This window comes from Pararhizobium sp. IMCC21322, from assembly GCF_030758295.1.
Taxonomy (GTDB): Bacteria; Pseudomonadota; Alphaproteobacteria; order Rhizobiales.
Genome location: NZ_CP132335.1, coordinates 3,040,491 through 3,057,336 on the forward strand (window position 1 = coordinate 3,040,491; position 16,846 = coordinate 3,057,336).

At 51.7% G+C, this 16,846-nt stretch carries 13 protein-coding genes and 1 tRNA gene; 3 read left to right on the forward strand and 11 right to left on the reverse strand.

Features of this window, described 5'->3' with window-relative positions; genetic code table 11:
• Window positions 1–6 precede the first annotated feature (6 nt).
• From RAL91_RS14395 to RAL91_RS14440, 10 genes are all read right to left on the reverse strand, one after another.
• Window positions 7–1,251 carry a cyclopropane-fatty-acyl-phospholipid synthase family protein gene (locus tag RAL91_RS14395; protein WP_306256912.1) on the reverse strand — a complete coding sequence of 415 codons (1,245 nt, stop codon included), beginning with the start codon at window positions 1,249–1,251 and terminating at the stop codon, window positions 7–9.
• An 84-nt stretch (window positions 1,252–1,335) separates the two neighbouring features.
• On the reverse strand, window positions 1,336–2,139 hold the full coding sequence (locus tag RAL91_RS14400) for a DUF1365 domain-containing protein (protein ID WP_306256913.1): 804 nt from the start codon (window positions 2,137–2,139) through the stop codon (window positions 1,336–1,338).
• A complete protein-coding gene (locus tag RAL91_RS14405) occupies window positions 2,139–3,437 on the reverse strand; it encodes an NAD(P)/FAD-dependent oxidoreductase (RefSeq protein ID WP_306256914.1) in 1,299 nt (432 codons plus the stop codon). The genes RAL91_RS14400 and RAL91_RS14405 overlap by 1 nt, the downstream gene beginning before the upstream one ends.
• Window positions 3,438–3,466: 29 nt before the next feature.
• Entirely contained in the window at window positions 3,467–4,957 is a 1,491-nt protein-coding gene (locus RAL91_RS14410) for a deoxyribodipyrimidine photo-lyase (protein WP_306256915.1), read from the reverse strand.
• 95 nt (window positions 4,958–5,052) lie between these two features.
• Window positions 5,053–5,679 carry a 2-dehydro-3-deoxy-6-phosphogalactonate aldolase gene (locus RAL91_RS14415; RefSeq protein WP_306256916.1) on the reverse strand — a complete coding sequence of 209 codons (627 nt, stop codon included), beginning with the start codon at window positions 5,677–5,679 and terminating at the stop codon, window positions 5,053–5,055.
• A 17-nt stretch (window positions 5,680–5,696) separates the two neighbouring features.
• Window positions 5,697–6,644 carry a 2-dehydro-3-deoxygalactonokinase gene (locus RAL91_RS14420; protein ID WP_306256917.1) on the reverse strand — a complete coding sequence of 316 codons (948 nt, stop codon included), beginning with the start codon at window positions 6,642–6,644 and terminating at the stop codon, window positions 5,697–5,699.
• Window positions 6,641–8,803 carry an alpha-galactosidase gene (locus RAL91_RS14425; RefSeq protein ID WP_306256919.1) on the reverse strand — a complete coding sequence of 721 codons (2,163 nt, stop codon included), beginning with the start codon at window positions 8,801–8,803 and terminating at the stop codon, window positions 6,641–6,643. The genes RAL91_RS14420 and RAL91_RS14425 overlap by 4 nt, the downstream gene beginning before the upstream one ends.
• A gap of 16 nt (window positions 8,804–8,819) precedes the next feature.
• Window positions 8,820–9,671 carry a carbohydrate ABC transporter permease gene (locus tag RAL91_RS14430; protein WP_306256921.1) on the reverse strand — a complete coding sequence of 284 codons (852 nt, stop codon included), beginning with the start codon at window positions 9,669–9,671 and terminating at the stop codon, window positions 8,820–8,822.
• Window positions 9,671–10,858: a carbohydrate ABC transporter permease gene (locus RAL91_RS14435; protein WP_306256922.1), complete on the reverse strand. Its 1,188-nt coding sequence runs from the start codon at window positions 10,856–10,858 to the stop codon at window positions 9,671–9,673. The genes RAL91_RS14430 and RAL91_RS14435 overlap by 1 nt, the downstream gene beginning before the upstream one ends.
• Before the next feature lie 153 nt (window positions 10,859–11,011).
• Window positions 11,012–12,250 (reverse strand): ABC transporter substrate-binding protein, encoded by a 1,239-nt coding sequence (locus tag RAL91_RS14440; RefSeq protein ID WP_306256923.1) that lies wholly within the window; start codon window positions 12,248–12,250, stop codon window positions 11,012–11,014.
• A gap of 434 nt (window positions 12,251–12,684) precedes the next feature.
• Between RAL91_RS14440 and RAL91_RS14445 the strand changes: the two genes are divergently transcribed.
• The 3 genes from RAL91_RS14445 (at window position 12,685) to RAL91_RS14455 (ending at window position 16,711) form a co-directional block, all read left to right on the forward strand.
• Complete coding sequence (locus tag RAL91_RS14445; protein WP_306256924.1) at window positions 12,685–13,554, forward strand: IclR family transcriptional regulator; 870 nt, start codon at window positions 12,685–12,687, stop codon at window positions 13,552–13,554.
• Between the two features lie 20 nt (window positions 13,555–13,574).
• Window positions 13,575–14,660 (forward strand): ABC transporter ATP-binding protein, encoded by a 1,086-nt coding sequence (locus RAL91_RS14450; protein WP_306256925.1) that lies wholly within the window; start codon window positions 13,575–13,577, stop codon window positions 14,658–14,660.
• Window positions 14,661–14,728: 68 nt separating this feature from the next.
• Window positions 14,729–16,711, forward strand: coding sequence for a beta-galactosidase (locus RAL91_RS14455; protein WP_306256926.1), 1,983 nt, complete (start codon window positions 14,729–14,731; stop codon window positions 16,709–16,711).
• 40 nt (window positions 16,712–16,751) lie between these two features.
• Here the strand turns inward: RAL91_RS14455 and RAL91_RS14460 are convergent.
• Window positions 16,752–16,827 (reverse strand) — tRNA-Asn (locus RAL91_RS14460).
• Between the last annotated feature and the right edge of the window lie 19 nt (window positions 16,828–16,846).

Below are 16,846 nucleotides of genomic sequence, written 5' to 3' on the forward strand. Positions count from 1 at the left end.
CACCCGTTACTTGCGTGCAAAAACGAGTTGACGGACATCTATGTTTTCGGACCGAAAACCTGCTTCACAATAATGCAGATAATAACGCCACAATTGCTTGAAACGGTGATCAAAGCCAAGCGGCATGATGGTAGGCCATGCATCGTCAAACCGCTGACGCCAAATCTGCAAAGTCTTCGCATAATCATGACCGAACACGCGCTCGGAAATCATTTGCAAATCTGCCTCATCGCCCAGTGATTTCAAAATGAGAGGAGAGGGAAGCATGCCGCCGGGGAAGATATACCGACGGATAAAATCCATCTCGTTCCGATAGGACTCAAAGAAACGATCCTGAATAGTGATGATCTGTAATCCGGCTGTTCCACCCGGCTTGAGGCACGTTTTCATACGTTCAAAAAACACAGGCCAATATTCCTCACCAACAGCTTCGAACATTTCAATCGAAGCAATACGGTCATATTGGCCTTTTTCGTCCCGATAATCCTGAAATTTGATATTTACCTTATCGTTCAAGCCAGCTTTGAAAACCCGCTCTTTCGCAAACTCAAACTGCTCTTTCGAAATGGTCAACGCGGTGACATTGCAACCGATTTCCCTGGCTGCAAATTCTGCAAAACCACCCCATCCGCAGCCTATTTCAAGGACGTCGTCAGAAGGCTGAAAACCAGCTTCTGTGGCGAGCGCACGGTATTTCTGGGTCTGGGCTGTCGATAAATCTTCCTGCCCATTTTCAAAAACGGCGGATGAATACGTCATCGTAGGATCAAGCCATTGTTGATAAAATGCATTTCCCAGATCGTAATGCGCTGAAATGTTCTTGCGTGATCCGCGGCGGGTGTTGCGGTTCAGCCAACCGCGGAACTTCATAAAGAGCTTCACCCCCCGACGGTTCTCAATCGCTTGTGAAATGAGACCCTGATTAACGCAAAAAAGTTCCAGGAACTTTGTGACGTCCGGGCTGCTCCACTCCTCAGCCATAAACCCCTCTGCAACGCCGATGTCGCCCCGCTTGAAAAGGCGAGAGGCAAAATTGTAATCGTGGATGATCAGTTCTGCAGCGGGGCCGGGCTCACTTCCAACTATCTTGTAAACTTCGCCATTCGGCAATTCAAGGACCAGTGAACCAGCCTCCAATCGGGTGGCGAAACGAACAACTGCGCGCATGATACGCGGCAGCGAGCCGGTTGCTTCTTTGACATTGTCATGCGTGACCAGAATGGCTTGGCGGTCAGGTGCGGATAAGGTCATAGGGTCGTTAGTTCCTGCTGCAAATTCGCACGAAAGCTTAGCATCAAGACTGCTATAATCTCAAGCTTGCCATGATAAATGGCATCAAACATCAATCGGTTCAACATTATCGCCGTAGGAAACTGGTTGCGGACGCTTGGGGCGACGATGGAATTTCGCCCCCTTTTTCCACAATTTCAGCGCTTCCCAATGGATACCGCCGACGATTTTCAACGTTTGAAACGGGACCTGAAAGAAAGCGCGTAAAAGCATTCCACTTGTGAGCGGAAAGCGATCGCCGCTGAAGGTGGCCGACAATAATGGACCCTCATGGTCGCATTCAAGAATACGCAGGGTGAGCCTTTCATCTGGCCGGTTCAACCGAAATCGATAGCGCATTTCCATTTTGATAAAAGGCGAGACATAGAATCGCTTGTCCCGTTCCTGACGAACATGGCCATCGTGCATCTCTCCCGCCCGGATGGGAGCGACATAGGTATGGGTCTCGCCGAACGTATTGCGAACCTCATAGATAATGGCGGTCAAGACATCCACAGCATCATAGCAATAGTAAACCGACAGGGGGTTGAAGACCCAGCCCAGAATACGGGGATAACAAAGCAGCTTTATTCTGTGAGGGCGCGTTTCGCCAGCCTTTAATAGCAAACTGTCAATATGAGCCCGCAGCGACGAGCCATCTCGCGAGCCATGATCCTTGTCGAAAAAGCTCAACAAATTGAAACGGTTATGCGAAAAAACAGGGCTTTTTACCGCAGTGGCAAGATTATCGAGGTCCAACAGCATCGCGTAGACACTATACTGAAATCGGTGACCCATTGGCTTCAACCGCGCATGCATGACGGTCCCTTTGTAAAGGGCGCTGTCAGAAACTGGTGAAGCATTCAACATTATTCTGCAGCTTCAACAAAAGCATGTTCGTCATTTGCAGCAACCGGACGCCATGGGATTATCCCGCCAAGCTTTTCTGCAACACGCAATCCAGAGGACAAGCCGTCCTCATGGAAGCCGTAGCCCGTCCACGCGCCGCAGAACCATGTACGGTTAACGCCTTGAATGCGTTCCAGTTCCTTCTGTGCGGCTAAAGCGGAACTGTCATATTGTGGATGATCATATTGAAATACTTCAAAAACCAGATGCTCGGCAGGTTTTCTGACAGGGTTGAGGCTGACGAAGAGCGGTTTTTCCAAGGCAATGCCCTGCAGCTTGTTCATCCAGTAAGTCACGGAGACATCGGGATCATCAGGCTCGCCATCGCTCAGATAGTTCCAGGCAGCCCAAGCCCCTTTACGACGTGGCATAAGAGACGGGTCACGATGTAAATACACAGAATTGGGCTTGAAACGTACCCGCGACAGGATATCGGTCTCATCTGCTGAGGCGTCACCAAGGCTTTTCAGGGTCTGATCACTGTGCCCGGCCATGATCACCTGATCGTAGGTCTCGGTTGCGCCCTGACTGTCTGTAATGGCCACTCCATCGCTGTTGCGCACCACTGAGACAACTTCACAATCCAGCTTGATGTTGGATTGCAGTGGGGCAAGCAGTTTTTCGACATAGTTTCTGCTGCCACCTGTGACCGTACGCCAATTTGGCCGCTCAAAGTGCAAAAGACGATGATTGTTGAAAAAGTTTGCAAAACTCTCCACTGGAAAGGCCAGCATTTCCGCAGCTGGCGTAGACCAGATCGCAGAGCCCATAGGCACAAGATATTCATTGCGAAATCGTTGTGAGAATTTCCGTTTATCCAGATAGGACCCAAGGGACAGGCCTGATAATTTGTTCGTCGCCAGATCATCAAGGCACTGCCGGTTGAAGCGGAAAATTTCCTTCAGCATCCACAAAAAGCTTGGCGAAAACAGGTTACGCTTTTGGGCAAAGATGCCGCGAGGAATGCTTCCGCTCCATTCGGAGCCACCGCGCCTGCTGAATGAAAAGCTCATATCGCTGGCTTCAGTCGCAACGCCAAGGTGGTCGAACAATGCTGTCAGATTTGGGTAGTTCAGACCGTTGTAAACAATAAAACCGGTATCAACACTAATAGTCTCGCCATCATAGTCCACGTCAACGGTCGCACTATGGCCACCCGGCCGGCTGCGTTTCTCGTAAAGTGTCACCTGATGTTTCCGGTGGAGGGCCCAGGCGGCGGAATTGCCGGAAATCCCAGAGCCAATAACAGCGATTTTCATAGAGTTGTCCCAATCTTTCGGCATGTTGCCTATGCGTCTTCTTTTGTTTTTTTAAATGCCGAGAGGGCTTTCTCACGCGCGACTGAATGATCAACAATCGGTTTTGGATACGTTTCCCCCAACTCAACCCCAGCCCTTTTCAAAACATCTTCCGGCGCGTCCCAAGGCGCGTTCAGATACTTGTCTGGAAGGTCCTTCAACTCATTTACATATTTGCGAATATACGCGCCTTCCTGATCAAATTTGGCACCCTGTGTCATGGGGTTGAATATTCGGAAATAGGGTGCTGCGTCCGCGCCGGATCCTGCAATCCATTGCCAGCTTGCAGCATTATTTGCCGGATCCGCATCCACAAGCGTATCCCAAAACCATTCCTCACCATGCCGCCAGTCCAGAAGCAGGTGCTTCACCAGGAACGAGCCTACAATCATCCGTACCCGATTGTGCATCCAGCCAGTCTGCCATAATTGTCGCATGCCAGCATCCACCATGGGATACCCGGTTTGCCCTTTTTGCCAAGCCGGCAACAGCTCCAGGCGTTCACTCCACGGAAACGCATCAAACCTTGGCTGAAAATTCCGCTTTCGCAGGTCAGGATTGAAGTACAGCAACGTATATGAGAACTCACGCCACAGCACTTCTGACAGGAACTTCTCCTGGTCGTTCGAAGGCACATCCAAATCAGGCGCGGAGGCTGCTGCCCATATCTGATAGGGGCTTATTTCGCCAAAAGCCAGGTGAGGCGAAAGACAAGAAGTCCCGCCTTCTTTGGCGGGCAAATCCCTGTCCTTGTGGTAGTCAATTATACCACCATCGTGAAGAAAAGCGTTCAGACGGTCCCTGGCTCCGTCTTCACCGACATTCCAGGAAGCCGCTATAGGTTCCGACCAGTCAGGAGATGTTGGATGCAAACCCCAGTCCGACAACGCGTCCGAAGGTATTTGAGATTCACTTCCCCGAATGCTTTTTGGCGCGGGGTAGGGTGACCTGTCGACACCCAGAGACAGACAGGCGCGTTTGAACGGAGTATAGACTTTGTAATATCCGCCGGTTTTTTTTTCAATTTCCCAAGGCTCGAACAACACATTTGCCTTGAAGCTCTTGGCATCTAGGCCCTGTTCTTTCAGCTGCTGCTTGACGGCTTTGTCAGCCTCCACGCCCGCCTTGTCGTACCGCCGGTTCCAGAAGACGGCGCGCGCGCCTGTGTGCTCAATGATGTCTCTAAGAACGGAAAGCGGCTCACCTGTGCGCAAAACAAGCGTTCCACCAAGCTCATGTATGGATTTTGAGAGGGTCGTGAGGCTCTGGTTCAACCACCATTTGGAGGCGTCACCAATATCACGCTTGCCAGATTCAAGTATGTATACACAGATCACTGGCCCGCCACGCTCTGCTGCGGCCAGCAGGGCAGGATTGTCGGCAACGCGCAGATCGTTGCGAAACCAGACTAAGCTGGGTGCATCCGACTTTTTTGGTTTTGTTTCCACCGATTCTACGACGGTGTTTTCAGCGTTTTTCATGTGAACTGCTAACCTGGTTCTCTAAACAACTATACGCTGTTCACCATGCAACGGATCATCATCATTTTGCTGAAGTTTTGTATCACCCAATAAGACTATGTTGCTGAATCAAATGCAACTACCAGCCTTCTCGCGATCTGTCCGATTTCATCAACGTTTCGGCCAGGTTTGTAAAGGGTTCCGCCGATACCAAAATTGTGAATACCCTTGGCGCGATAAGCTGCAAATGAGTTTTCATCAACCCCGCCTACCGCAGCAATTTCAGTGTCTGTGGGAAGAACTGCTTTGACGCCGGCAATTCCGGAGGCCCCGAGCATGTCAGCTGGAAAGAACTTGAGCACCTGGGCGCCCGCGTCCAATGCAACAAAAGCTTCAGTTGCCGTAAACACACCCGGCATTGAGAACATGCCTAATGCGCGGGTGCGGCGAATGACTTCGGTGCTTGTATTTGGTGAAATCACGAGTTGTGACCCCAATTCCGAAAGGCGCTCAACAGCTTCAACCGTCAAAACCGTACCCGCTCCCACAAGTGCTCTGCCACCAGCAAGCTTGACCAGGCGGGCAATGCTGTCAAACGGATCAGGTGAATTGAGAGGCACTTCTATCAAGGTGATGCCCGATGCGATGAGTTCTTCTGCAATTGCCTCGACTTCGTCAGGTCGTATGCCGCGCAAGATCGCTACAATACCGCGATGGTTTTTCAGTTCGTTCAGCCAATTCATGAATTATTCCCTCGCGGTCAGTCCGCAGTGATCTTCTGCCTGTGTGCAAGATACCAAAGCCCCTTAGTGCTCGCATCCAGCCCAAACACGGATTTGGATTTAAGGCCGACCAGCTCGCAGGCCTTGGCATAAAGCGGCGTTAGTCCACGACCGCCAATGATGAAGCTGTCTTGTGTAACATCATCCAGCCAGCCGCCAGATATTGCTGCCGCAAACTCTGCCCCAATCATCAAGCCTGACAAGCGGGCTGCGCTATCGTCTTTCTGCGCACCGTTGAGCACATCCTGAGTCCTGATCTGAAACAGACCGGATACCAGCGGAACCCGGCCACTGGTCACATCCAGAAAACCTCCCAGAAATGCAGGGTGATCTGCCGGAATGTCAGCCTCATGGGCAGAAACGGAGTGACGTAAAATCGAAGCAGTCGCCAAAAGTGAATAAAGCTCGCCGGTCAGGAATGTCTGAAACCGCTTCACCATACCGTCTTGAATTTCCACCCATTTGCAATGGGTTCCTGGCAATATGGCAAGACCGGAAAAATCTTCCTGTCTGGCCAGCAATCCGGCAATCTGGGTTTCCTCGCCCCGCATAATATCGCTATTGTTTCTCATATCCCGATATAAAAGCCCGGGGACAATGCGCACCGATCGCCCGGAAGCTGTAGTGATTCTGGTAATCTGGCATCCAAGATCTGACAGTTTGGCCGGGCAGGAGAGATAGGGTGCTTCACGCCAGCCTTGTCTTGAACCGGCCATGCCGCAAATCCAGACCGGCAGATTGGGCCAGCCATCTACCAATCGTTCGAACACAGCTTCAAATTCAGACGATTGCAGGCCACCAGCACCTTCAGGAGCACGCCTGGTATCAAGTTCCTGGCCATCAGCTGCCAAAAGGGACGCCCTGCAATTGGTGGTACCCCAATCAATTGCAATCATGTCAGCTCGTGATTGGTCTGGCTCGCTCACATTGACTCCGACTTGTTGATTGTAAGATAGAGCCCGGTCTGTGCGTACAGAACAGGAAGCTGCAAGCCTACCTGTGTCAACACAGCCCCGGACATAACCAGATTGCCACTTGCCAACTGATTGCTGAACCCTCGATTTGCCCGATCCAGAAGATCATCAGGATCATCCATGACAACATGATACTGAACATCGGGATCAAGGCCGGGTATACGAACCAATGCTGGAACTGTGGAACGTGGTCGGTCGATTTGCACGACACAGGCCCGTGCCTGATTTTTGTCCTTCGATACAGAAGCAAAGCCGATCAATGCTGGATCAATGCTCGGCAAGCGATAGAAATTGCCGCCGTGCCAAATGTGCCGATCCGCCTTGTAGCGCTCGACGGCATGACGCAGATCAGGAAACTCGCGTTCCGTGGTGTCACCTAAATCCAACTCCAGTCCCAGATGACCAACGCCGGCAACAAGCCCACGAAACCCGGGCAGAAATCCGCGTCCTGATGTGTGGCTCCATGCCGGCCCGATATGTGCGCCCATGACTTCCGGCGGGAAGAAAAAGGAAAACCCGGACTGAATGCGCGCACGCTCCACAGGATCATTTGAATCGGACGTCCAGAAGCGATGGGTCCGCTTCAGAATTTCCATATCAATACGGCCGCCACCGGACGCACAGCTCTCTATCTCAACATGAGGAAAGGCTGCTCTGATGCGATCCAGCAGGGCGTAAAGCGCCAAAGTCTGCTTATGAGCTGCAGCACGGCCCTCGCGGTTCCCCGGCATCACAAGATCCCGGTTCATATCCCATTTCAAATAGCCAATTGCATGATCGGTAAGAAGCTTCTCCAGACAATCATACAAATACTGCGTGACATCATCATTTGTGAGGTCCAGCACCAATTGATTGCGGCTTAGTGGATTTGGATAGTCTGCCAGACCAAGCACCCAATCGGGATGTGTTCTGTAAAGATCAGAATCCGGATTGACCATTTCAGGTTCCACCCACAGCCCGAATTCCAGGCCTTTGTTCGTCACATAATCTACGAGCGGGTCCAGACCCTCGGGATATTTTTCCTCATCGGCAAACCAGTCGCCAAGTCCAGCACGATCGCTGTCCCTGTTTTTGAACCAGCCATCATCGAGAACAAATCGCTCGGCGCCAACATCAACAGCACTGTCCACAAGTTGGGTCATCTTGTCCCAATCATGATCAAAATAAAGCGCTTCCCAGGTGTTCACGGTCACCGGTCGTGGTTTTTGCGGATCGGGGAATTTCAGAATTTTGCGTCTGATTTCCTCGTGAAAGGCCTGGCTCATGGCCGACAAACCATCACTGGATGCAGTTACATAAAGCTCAGGCGTTTTAAGACTGTCGCCGGGCCTCAATAACAACTCGCCGGCGAAATGCAGCGCGCCCATTTGCAATTGCATTTCCCCGCTTGGCAGCCGTTCCAGCACCATGCGGTGATTGCCACTCCAGCCAAGGTGAGATGCCAGACACGGCCCGCTATCCTCGCTGGTGTTTTCCCCCAGAAGGACAATGCCCGGAAATCCCTCATGCGAGGTGCGTCCACGCCGGTTTTCCTTCTTTGTCAAACCAACCGGAACTGTCATCCGCTCCAACGCAAACTCGGCGCACCAGCGCCCGTGAAATGACAGATATTCAGTCAGCCGGGACGGAACCGGAACAACGGGCGCCGCAAACCAATCCACCAGCAGCGAGCGATCGCTTGAGTTCACCAATTCGTTCTGGAATGTCAGCACATTCGTTTGGGGATCCAGAGAACAAGTGGTGCATAAATCAAGGCCACGATACGGATCACGGCAATAAAAGAGAATGCCCGTATCCGTTGTGTCATAGCGGGTGAAAGTGAAACGCCCGGCCCAGGCGGACGGCGCATCTTCAGCGCGGTGAGCTATCAGACCCGGATGCCCCATAAATCCGCGCGAGAACTCGGGAAGCAAGCTGATCGGTGCTGTCTCATCAAGCGAGGCCTGCGGTGTCGGACGCATCAGAGCTGAGACCAGAATGTCCAGATCAACATCATCTGGAAGCTTTGCCCCAAGATGAACAATTACGGGAATTCCATCCGTCCAGTGAAACACCACTGTTGTGGTGCCACTGTCCAGACGAGCTGTCCCGGTCGTTCTGCTGATCGACACCGATGCATCCATACAGTCAGCCTTTCGTGGCACCAAGTGTGAGGCCCGCGATGAAGTGCTTCTGCATCAGAAAGAACATCGCAACCGGTGGAACTGCCGCCAGAAGAGACGCGGCTGAAATCAGATGCCATTGCTGCACGAATTCGCCGTTCAGAGACCGGATACCAACGGTGATCGGCAGGCGTGCATCGTCCTGAAGCATGACTGTGGCCCAGAAGAAATCATTCCAGATGAATGTGAAGATCAGGACCGCCAAAGCGGCCACAGCAGGCTTCACCAACGGCAGCACCAAGTGCCAGAAAATGCGGAATTCACCAACACCTTCAATGCGGGCGGATTCAATCAGCTCGCGGGGCAGGGCCTTGATGAAGTTGCGCATGAACAGCGTACAGAACCCGGTCTGGAAAGCTGCATGAAACATGACGAGACCTGGCACCGTGTTGTAGATCTCCATCTTGTTGGACAAATCAATGACCGGCAGCATTAGAATCTGGAATGGTACGAAATTACCGGCCACGAACAGGAAGAACATCGGCAGCGCCCATTTGAACTGATAGACCGCAAGCGCGTAGCCAGTGAGACACGCAAGTGCAATGGAGACAGCAACCGTTGGCAATGTGATCACCATCGTGTTGATGAAGTACTGCCAGGCATCAGTCTGAGCGAAGACTTGCGAATAGTTTTCTACCATTGCGAAATCGCTTGGAATGCCAAATACATTGCCGGTGTTGATGTCCGACAGCGGACGGATTGACGTCATGAAGATTGCCAGAAGCGGCAACAGCCACAGGAGCAATGCGACAGGCAGCGCCAGTTTATAAGCTAGCTGGACGCCAGCGGATGATTTTTCAACAGGAGCGGGAAACATCAGTTGCCCTCCTTCTCGTCTTGGTACATCCGCCACAGGAAGTAGCTGATGTAGATGAGCATGATAGCGAACAGAACCGTGGCGATGGCTGAGCCGTAGCCATAGCGGCCAACGCCTTCGCCAACCGCTTGGTCGAACATGTAGTAAGCCAGCACATTGGTAGAGCCGAATGGCCCGCCCTGGGTCATCGTGGCCACCATATCAAACGAGCGCAGCGCACCGATCACCGTCACCACCACAGCAATGAAGGTCGCAGGCTTCAACTGCGGCAGGATGATGTGCCACAGCATTTTCCAACCCTTGGCATTATCAAGACGGCCGGCTTCGATCTGGTCTGGCGATACATTGTTGAGACCCGTGAGATACAGGATCATGCAATAAGCGATCTGCGGCCAAAGACCGGCAGCGATAATGCCGTAAGTGGCATAATCCGGATCACCCAGAATGGAGGGCGGGTCGATTGTGCATGTCGTGGTCAGATTATCCATAATGTTGGTTGTCTGCTCACAGAAGAAGAAGCCCCAGACTTCGCTCAGCAGGCCAAATTCCGGATTATAAGTCCAGGCGAAAATCAGACCGACAACGACCTGTGAAATCACGAAGGGGAAGAAGAACAGGGATTTATAAATCCGAATGCCACCAACGGTCTGGTTCAAAAACAGCGCGATGCCAAGACCTGCGGGCACTGCCAGCATATAGAGGACCAGCCAAAGAATGTTGTTCCACAGCGATGTGTAGAAGTTTGGATCATCAAGCAACAGGGCATAGTTGCGAAGCCCCACCCACTCACCGGTCCAAATGCCATTGATGTCGTAAAGGCCATCCCACTTTGTGAAGGAGTAGGAGATGGACTGAAAAATGGGAATGATTACGTAGATCAAAAAGAACGCTGTGCCAATGAACAGGAAAATCCAAGGCGCGTAAGTCAATTTGTTACGTTTGTAGAGCGATGTGTTGGTGAAGCCGATGAAGGCTGCTCCAAGTGCGATAATGAGACACGAAAATCTCGCAAAAAAACTTGGTACGCGTGCGTCCACACGCTTTGTAAAGCCAAGATTGTCGACCATCCAACTCACATCAAATGTGAACATGCCGATCAGCGCTGCAATCAGAACAATTGCTGATAACGCGACGGTGGTGCTGGCGGTCTGGTATCTGTTTGCACGCAGGCTAGCGGTGCTCGCCATCGTATCTTCCTCCCCAGAAGCAGTCTCAGATCAAAAGCCCAAAAAAAGCTTTGAGAAACTGGTTTTCAATTCCGCAGCCGCACATGGGCGCGACGGGGCATTTTTTAAATACGCCGGTTGCGAGATCGCAACCGGCGTAATGTGTCAGTCGCCTTAGTAAACTTCAGCTTGGACTTTATCGAGATTTTCCAAAATCTCATCCAATGACTCTGGCTCCAGCATGAATTTCTGGAAGCCTTCCATGCCAGCTTTCGCCATCGCTGCGGGTGCATCCCGGTCAAAGAACTGTGCAAGACCTGACGCAGTGGACACAGTCGCAAAACCTTCAACAATGAATTTGTCATCTTCATTGATGGCAGCCGCGGAGTTAGGTGGCAGCTGGCCAATGGTTTTGTTCCACTGTGACTGGGTGTCAGCCTGTGCAACAAAAGACAGGAAGAGACGTGCGTCTTCCTTGTTCTTCGCTTTCGCAGGGATGAAGAGCGCATCAGCAGGTGCTTCTTCAGCGCGGGCCAGACCAGGTGTGATTTCCGGGAACTGGAAGAAATCGATCTGATCTTCGGTCAAATCGGCATTCTTGAAGCCATCTACTGCGAAGTTGCCCATGACATACATGGCCGCATCACCATTTGCGAATGGTGCAATGGCTTCCTGCCAGGACATAGTGGCGTGGTTCTTCACAAAGGAACAACGTTCCAGCATGGTTCCCCAATTGGCGAAAGTCGCACGGATACGATCGTCAGTGTATTTGATTTCGCCGGCGGTCAGTCCGTTGTGAACATCATAGCCGTTGGTGCGAAGGTTGAGATAATCGAATACGCCAGCAGCTGTCCATAGGAACTTGGTGCCGATGGAGAACGGTGTCACACCGTTTTCTTTCATGACATCGCAGGCACTCAGCAACTCGTCCCAGGTCTTCGGTTCATCAAGGCTCAACTTGTCAAAAATGTCTTTCCGATAGTACACGCCCCACTGGTAATAGGAGTAAGGCACGCCCCACTGCTTACCATCGCGAGTCATGGTTGGCTTGATTGCTTCAAAGTTGGTAGACAGATTTTCATCAGATGCCCACAGATCAGAAATGTCTGTGAAAAGACCTGCATCAACAAATGGTGCCATGCGGTTTCCAGGATACCAGGATGTCACATCAGGTGCATCATTGGTCAGGAAGTTACGGATAGCAGTTTTGTGCGCTTCCCGGTCCGTGTTGTTAACAATGACATTGATGTCTGGATAAGCGGCCTTAAAAGCCTCAACAGCGTCGTCAAAGCCCTTTTTGGGGCCAGGGTTCAAATCATCAAAATTGATGACAAGGTCGCGCGCGGTGGCGACAGATGTAATGAGCGCGAGTGCGCCAGCTAAACTTGCAAGCTTAGCAATAGGTTTCAACATGAAATTCCTCCCAAGAGTTTCATTTTCCGCCGACGTGGCGGGATGGTTTGTGAGGCAAAACTTCGATTCTTCGATGCTTTGCCTTCAAAATAGAATACGAGCATATGCCTGTATCCGATTATTTATGCGTTCGATCTCCTCCCGATAACCCAGTGTTTGCCCCAACAAATTGAAGCTGTGCACCTTAAAAAGGGCGTACCGGAGGAAGTCAAACCTTACTCAGCCCAAGTTCTGTTATTTGGAACAGTGTTTGACTATTTAGAATTAATTCGCTATTCCTGCCATTCTGTCAAGCTTAAAACCAATCACGATATATGGCTTGCACAGTGTTAGAGTGGCGCATTCTCTGGCGTTGGAGTTAATGTGTGCACCGCTTCAGCAGCGGATAGAATCGCCGCGCTGACTTTGAATTCTCGTTGGGAGGCGGGGCGTCTATGTCTGGCACAAATGCCGCACAAAGTACTGAAGCGAAGTTTGACGTTGATGACAACGTCGAAACCAGCGCGTCCAAACGGCCTCCTGAAGTTTCTTCCAGGAGCGGGACAGGTACGCTGGGCAAAGCGATTGATGTGGTTGCTGCAATAGCAGATTCAAAATCACCGCTCAGGTTCACCGACCTTTTGAAGCTGGTCGGCCAACCACGCGGCACCCTGCACAGAAACATTTCAAATCTGCTTGAAGAGGGTTTGATTGCAATGAACCCGGACACTTATATTTACTCTCTTGGCCCAAGACTTTTGCAATTGGCCTCACAAGCCTGGAACGAGAACGAGTTGCGCGGCATTGCAGAACCACATCTGCGCGCACTCAACGATCTCGCTGGCGAAACAGTTCACCTGGCCATATTGCAGGGTGACCAGGTTGTTTATCTCGACAAGTTCGAGGCTCAGAACAGCTTGCGCATGCATTCACAGATTGGACGATCCGCCCCCGTCTACTGCACTGGCGTTGGAAAAGCGATTCTATCAGGACTGCCGGATGAAGAATTTGAAATTCTGGCAAAAAACATTAATTTTCAAAAGTTTACTGAAAATACCATAATCAATTTTGAAGATCTTCAGCGGGACAGGCAGACAAATATCGCCCGCGGCTTCGCTGTAGACGCTGAAGAACATGAAACTGGAATACGCTGTGCAGCCGCTGCCATCAAAGATGGTTCGGGAACACTGCTCGGCGGCGTATCCGTCACGGCGCCAGCCTATCGGATCACAGAAGAAATTTACGAACAATGGACCCATTGGGTTCAAACAACTGCGAGCGATATCGGTTCGGATGCAGATATCAGAATGGGACCCCGCAGATAGGGGCAAACGGGAGGAAAACTATGGCTGGACTTGAATTACGGGGCATCGAAAAATCTTTCGGCGAGGTGAAGGTTATTCATGGTGTCGATCTGGATATCGAAGATGGCGAGTTTGTTGTTTTTGTTGGACCGTCCGGTTGTGGCAAGTCTACGCTTCTACGCCTGGTCTCCGGCCTTGAGGACACCTCTGGCGGCGTTCTGAAAATCGGTGACCGCGATGTCACACGAATGGACCCGGCTGATCGTGGCGTCGCAATGGTGTTCCAGTCATATGCCCTCTACCCACACATGACTGTAGAAGAGAATATGGGTTTCGGCCTGAAAATGACCGGGCACAGCAAGCAGGAAGTTGACGAACGTGTTGCCAAAGCCGCTGCTATCCTGAAGCTGGATCATATGTTGGACCGTAAGCCTAAAGCGATGTCCGGCGGGCAACGTCAACGTGTTGCCATCGGTCGTGCCATTGTTCGCGAGCCGGAAGTGTTCCTGTTTGATGAACCGCTTTCAAACCTTGACGCTGAACTGCGTGTCGAAATGCGTCTGGAAATTGCCAAGCTTCATCAGGATCTTGGCAATACCATGATTTACGTGACGCATGATCAGACGGAAGCAATGACGCTTGCAGACAAGATTGTTGTGCTGCGGGCCGGAATCATTGAACAGGTTGGCTCGCCAATCCACCTGTACACAGATCCGGACAATTTGTTTGTGGCTGGCTTTATTGGCTCGCCTCGCATGAATTTCTTTGAAGTTCAGGTCGATTCTGTCTCTGGCAAAGATGTTGTGGTGACGGGCGGCCCCTTCGGAACACAGAAGCTTACCGTTCAGGCGCGCGACAATGCGCCAAAAGCGGGTGATACAGTCAGCTTTGGTGTGCGTCCTGAGCATTTTGTCCCGCTTGAACAATCCGGTGGCTACATTGAAGGCAAGGTCAGTGTTGTCGAGCAGCTTGGTGGCTCGTCCTTCCTTTATGTCGACATTGGCGGCACCGGACCGCTGACGGTTGAGCAAAAGGGTATTACGAACGAGAAGGCGGGTCATGTGTCCAAAATGGGCGTTGATCCATCGACTTGCATGCTGTTCGACAAAAATGAGCGTCGGCTTTGATTCGTGTGCTGTGCATATGCAGATCGGTGCCGCTTGACTGATGAATTTTTTGTTTTTGGAGTAGGCGAATGTCAAATGGCGCCGCTGAAATTACCACCAGACGCCCGCAATTGGGCGTCTGTTACTATCCTGAACACTGGCCCGAGAGCGAGTGGACGGATCACGCACGGCAAATGGTCGAAATCGGCCTGTCCTATGTCCGCATAGGTGAGTTTGCCTGGTCCAGACTGGAACCAAATCCCGGACAATATGAGTTTGACTGGCTGGCCCGCGCAATTGATGTGCTGGGACAGGCCGGCTTGAAAGTCGTATTGGGAACGCCAACGGCAACGCCGCCCAAATGGCTGGTCGATACCATGCCGGATATGATTGCCATCGGCCCGGACGGTCACAAGCGTGGCTTCGGCTCTCGCCGCCATTATGATTTCAGCCATCATGGATATCGTGTTGAATGCGCCCGCATCATTACAAAACTTGCGGAAAAGTTTGGCGAACATCCTGCCGTTACTGTCTGGCAAACGGACAATGAATATGGCTGTCATGATACAACCTATTCCTATTCAAACGCTGCACTGACAGGCTTCAGAAGCTGGCTGAAAGATAAATACGGCACCATTGGCAATATGAACGAGGCTTGGGGCAATGTGTTCTGGTCGATGGAGTATCGCGACTTTTCAGAAATCGATTTGCCCAATCTCACTGTCACTGAAGCCAATCCATCGCATCACCTTGCGTTTCGTCGATACTCTTCAGATCAGGTTGTTACCTTTAACCGGGAGCAGGTCGAGATCCTGCGAAAACTCAGCCCTGGTCGCGACATCATCCACAATTTCATGGGCATGTTTACAGAATTTGACCATTTTGACGTCGCTGAAGATTTGGATATTTCGTCATGGGATTCCTATCCACTTGGCTTTCTGGAGCGACGAACGGATCTCAGCGACGCGCATAAGGAAAAATACCTGAATCAGGGCGATCCCGATTTCACGGCTTTCCACCATGATCTTTATCGCGGAACCGGCAATGGACGCTGGTGGGTCATGGAGCAACAGCCAGGCACGGTGAACTGGGCGGACTGGAATCCTGCACCGTTGCCCGGCATGGTCCGGCTGTGGACCTGGGAAGCCATTGCGCACGGCGCAGAAGTGGTTTCGTATTTTCGCTGGCGTCAGGCACCTTTTGCGCAGGAGCAGATGCATGCCGGGTTAAACAAACCTGATGGCACGGCAGATATCGCTGCGCATGAAGCCGCGCAAGTTGCAAGCGAACTCGATCAGCTGGACCTGACGGTCGACACGTCACAGGCAGACGTCGCACTGATTTTGGACTATCCAAGCATCTGGATGACGCAAATCCAGCCCCAGGGTAAAGATTACGATCCCATTGCGCTTCATTTCGCTTTTTACTGCGCTGCCCGAAAACTCGGACTGTCTGTGGACATAGTTGCCTCCGGCGCAGACCTGTCCGGCTATGAGCTGGTTATGGTGCCCAACCTTCTTCAGGTAACCGAGCATGCTGCAGCAGCCTTTGAAGCGACAAACGCCCAAATTGTATTTGGTCCAAGAACTGGTTCCAAAACACACGACCTCGCAATCCCGGCAAACCTGGCTCCCGGTCCTCTGGCGCAACTGCTTCAGCTCAGGGTCGATTGTGTTGAAAGTCTGCGTCCAGGAATTGTTCATCAGGCTGGCGGCGGCTCAATATCCAAATGGCGCGAGCATCTCACATTGCTGGCCACGCCGGATGATTGCTACCAAATGCCGGATGGTCACCCGGCCTATGTCCAATTCGGCAGGATTTCCTACTTGGCGGGTTGGCCAGATGAAAACCTGTTGCAGGATGTTTTAGTCAAATCCGCTGAGCGAGCAGGACTACAAGTTCAAATCATGCCGGATGGCGTCAGGGTTCGCACGATGGGTCCGCACAAGGTCTACACAAACTACGGCAGGACACCTGCAAACATCGAGAAGATCATCGGTTCCGAATCTATTGTGCAGGGCGAGGGAGGCTGTATCCAGTCTGCCAGCGTTGTTATCACCCGCATATCCTGAAAGAAAAACCCGCCGAGCGAAACGCTTCGGCGGGTTGAAATGGCTCCCCGAGTCGGACTCGAACCAACGACAAGGTGATTAACAGTCACCTGCTCTACCAACTGAGCTATCGGGGATCAGTGGTGAGCGTCTATA

What these genes read in the sequence shown, in the direction of transcription:
- RAL91_RS14395 (WP_306256912.1), bottom strand. Translation starts at nt 1,251, where the DNA reads ATGACCTTATCCGCACCTGACCGCCAAGCCATTCTGGTCACGCATGAC.
- RAL91_RS14400 (WP_306256913.1), bottom strand. Translation starts at nt 2,139, where the DNA reads ATGTTGAATGCTTCACCAGTTTCTGACAGCGCCCTTTACAAAGGGACC.
- RAL91_RS14405 (WP_306256914.1), bottom strand. Translation starts at nt 3,437, where the DNA reads ATGAAAATCGCTGTTATTGGCTCTGGGATTTCCGGCAATTCCGCCGCC.
- RAL91_RS14410 (WP_306256915.1), bottom strand. Translation starts at nt 4,957, where the DNA reads ATGAAAAACGCTGAAAACACCGTCGTAGAATCGGTGGAAACAAAACCA.
- RAL91_RS14415 (WP_306256916.1), bottom strand. Translation starts at nt 5,679, where the DNA reads ATGAATTGGCTGAACGAACTGAAAAACCATCGCGGTATTGTAGCGATC.
- RAL91_RS14430 (WP_306256921.1), bottom strand. Translation starts at nt 9,671, where the DNA reads ATGTTTCCCGCTCCTGTTGAAAAATCATCCGCTGGCGTCCAGCTAGCT.
- RAL91_RS14435 (WP_306256922.1), bottom strand. Translation starts at nt 10,858, where the DNA reads ATGGCGAGCACCGCTAGCCTGCGTGCAAACAGATACCAGACCGCCAGC.
- RAL91_RS14440 (WP_306256923.1), bottom strand. Translation starts at nt 12,250, where the DNA reads ATGTTGAAACCTATTGCTAAGCTTGCAAGTTTAGCTGGCGCACTCGCG.
- RAL91_RS14445 (WP_306256924.1), top strand. Translation starts at nt 12,685, where the DNA reads ATGTCTGGCACAAATGCCGCACAAAGTACTGAAGCGAAGTTTGACGTT.
- RAL91_RS14450 (WP_306256925.1), top strand. Translation starts at nt 13,575, where the DNA reads ATGGCTGGACTTGAATTACGGGGCATCGAAAAATCTTTCGGCGAGGTG.
- RAL91_RS14455 (WP_306256926.1), top strand. Translation starts at nt 14,729, where the DNA reads ATGTCAAATGGCGCCGCTGAAATTACCACCAGACGCCCGCAATTGGGC.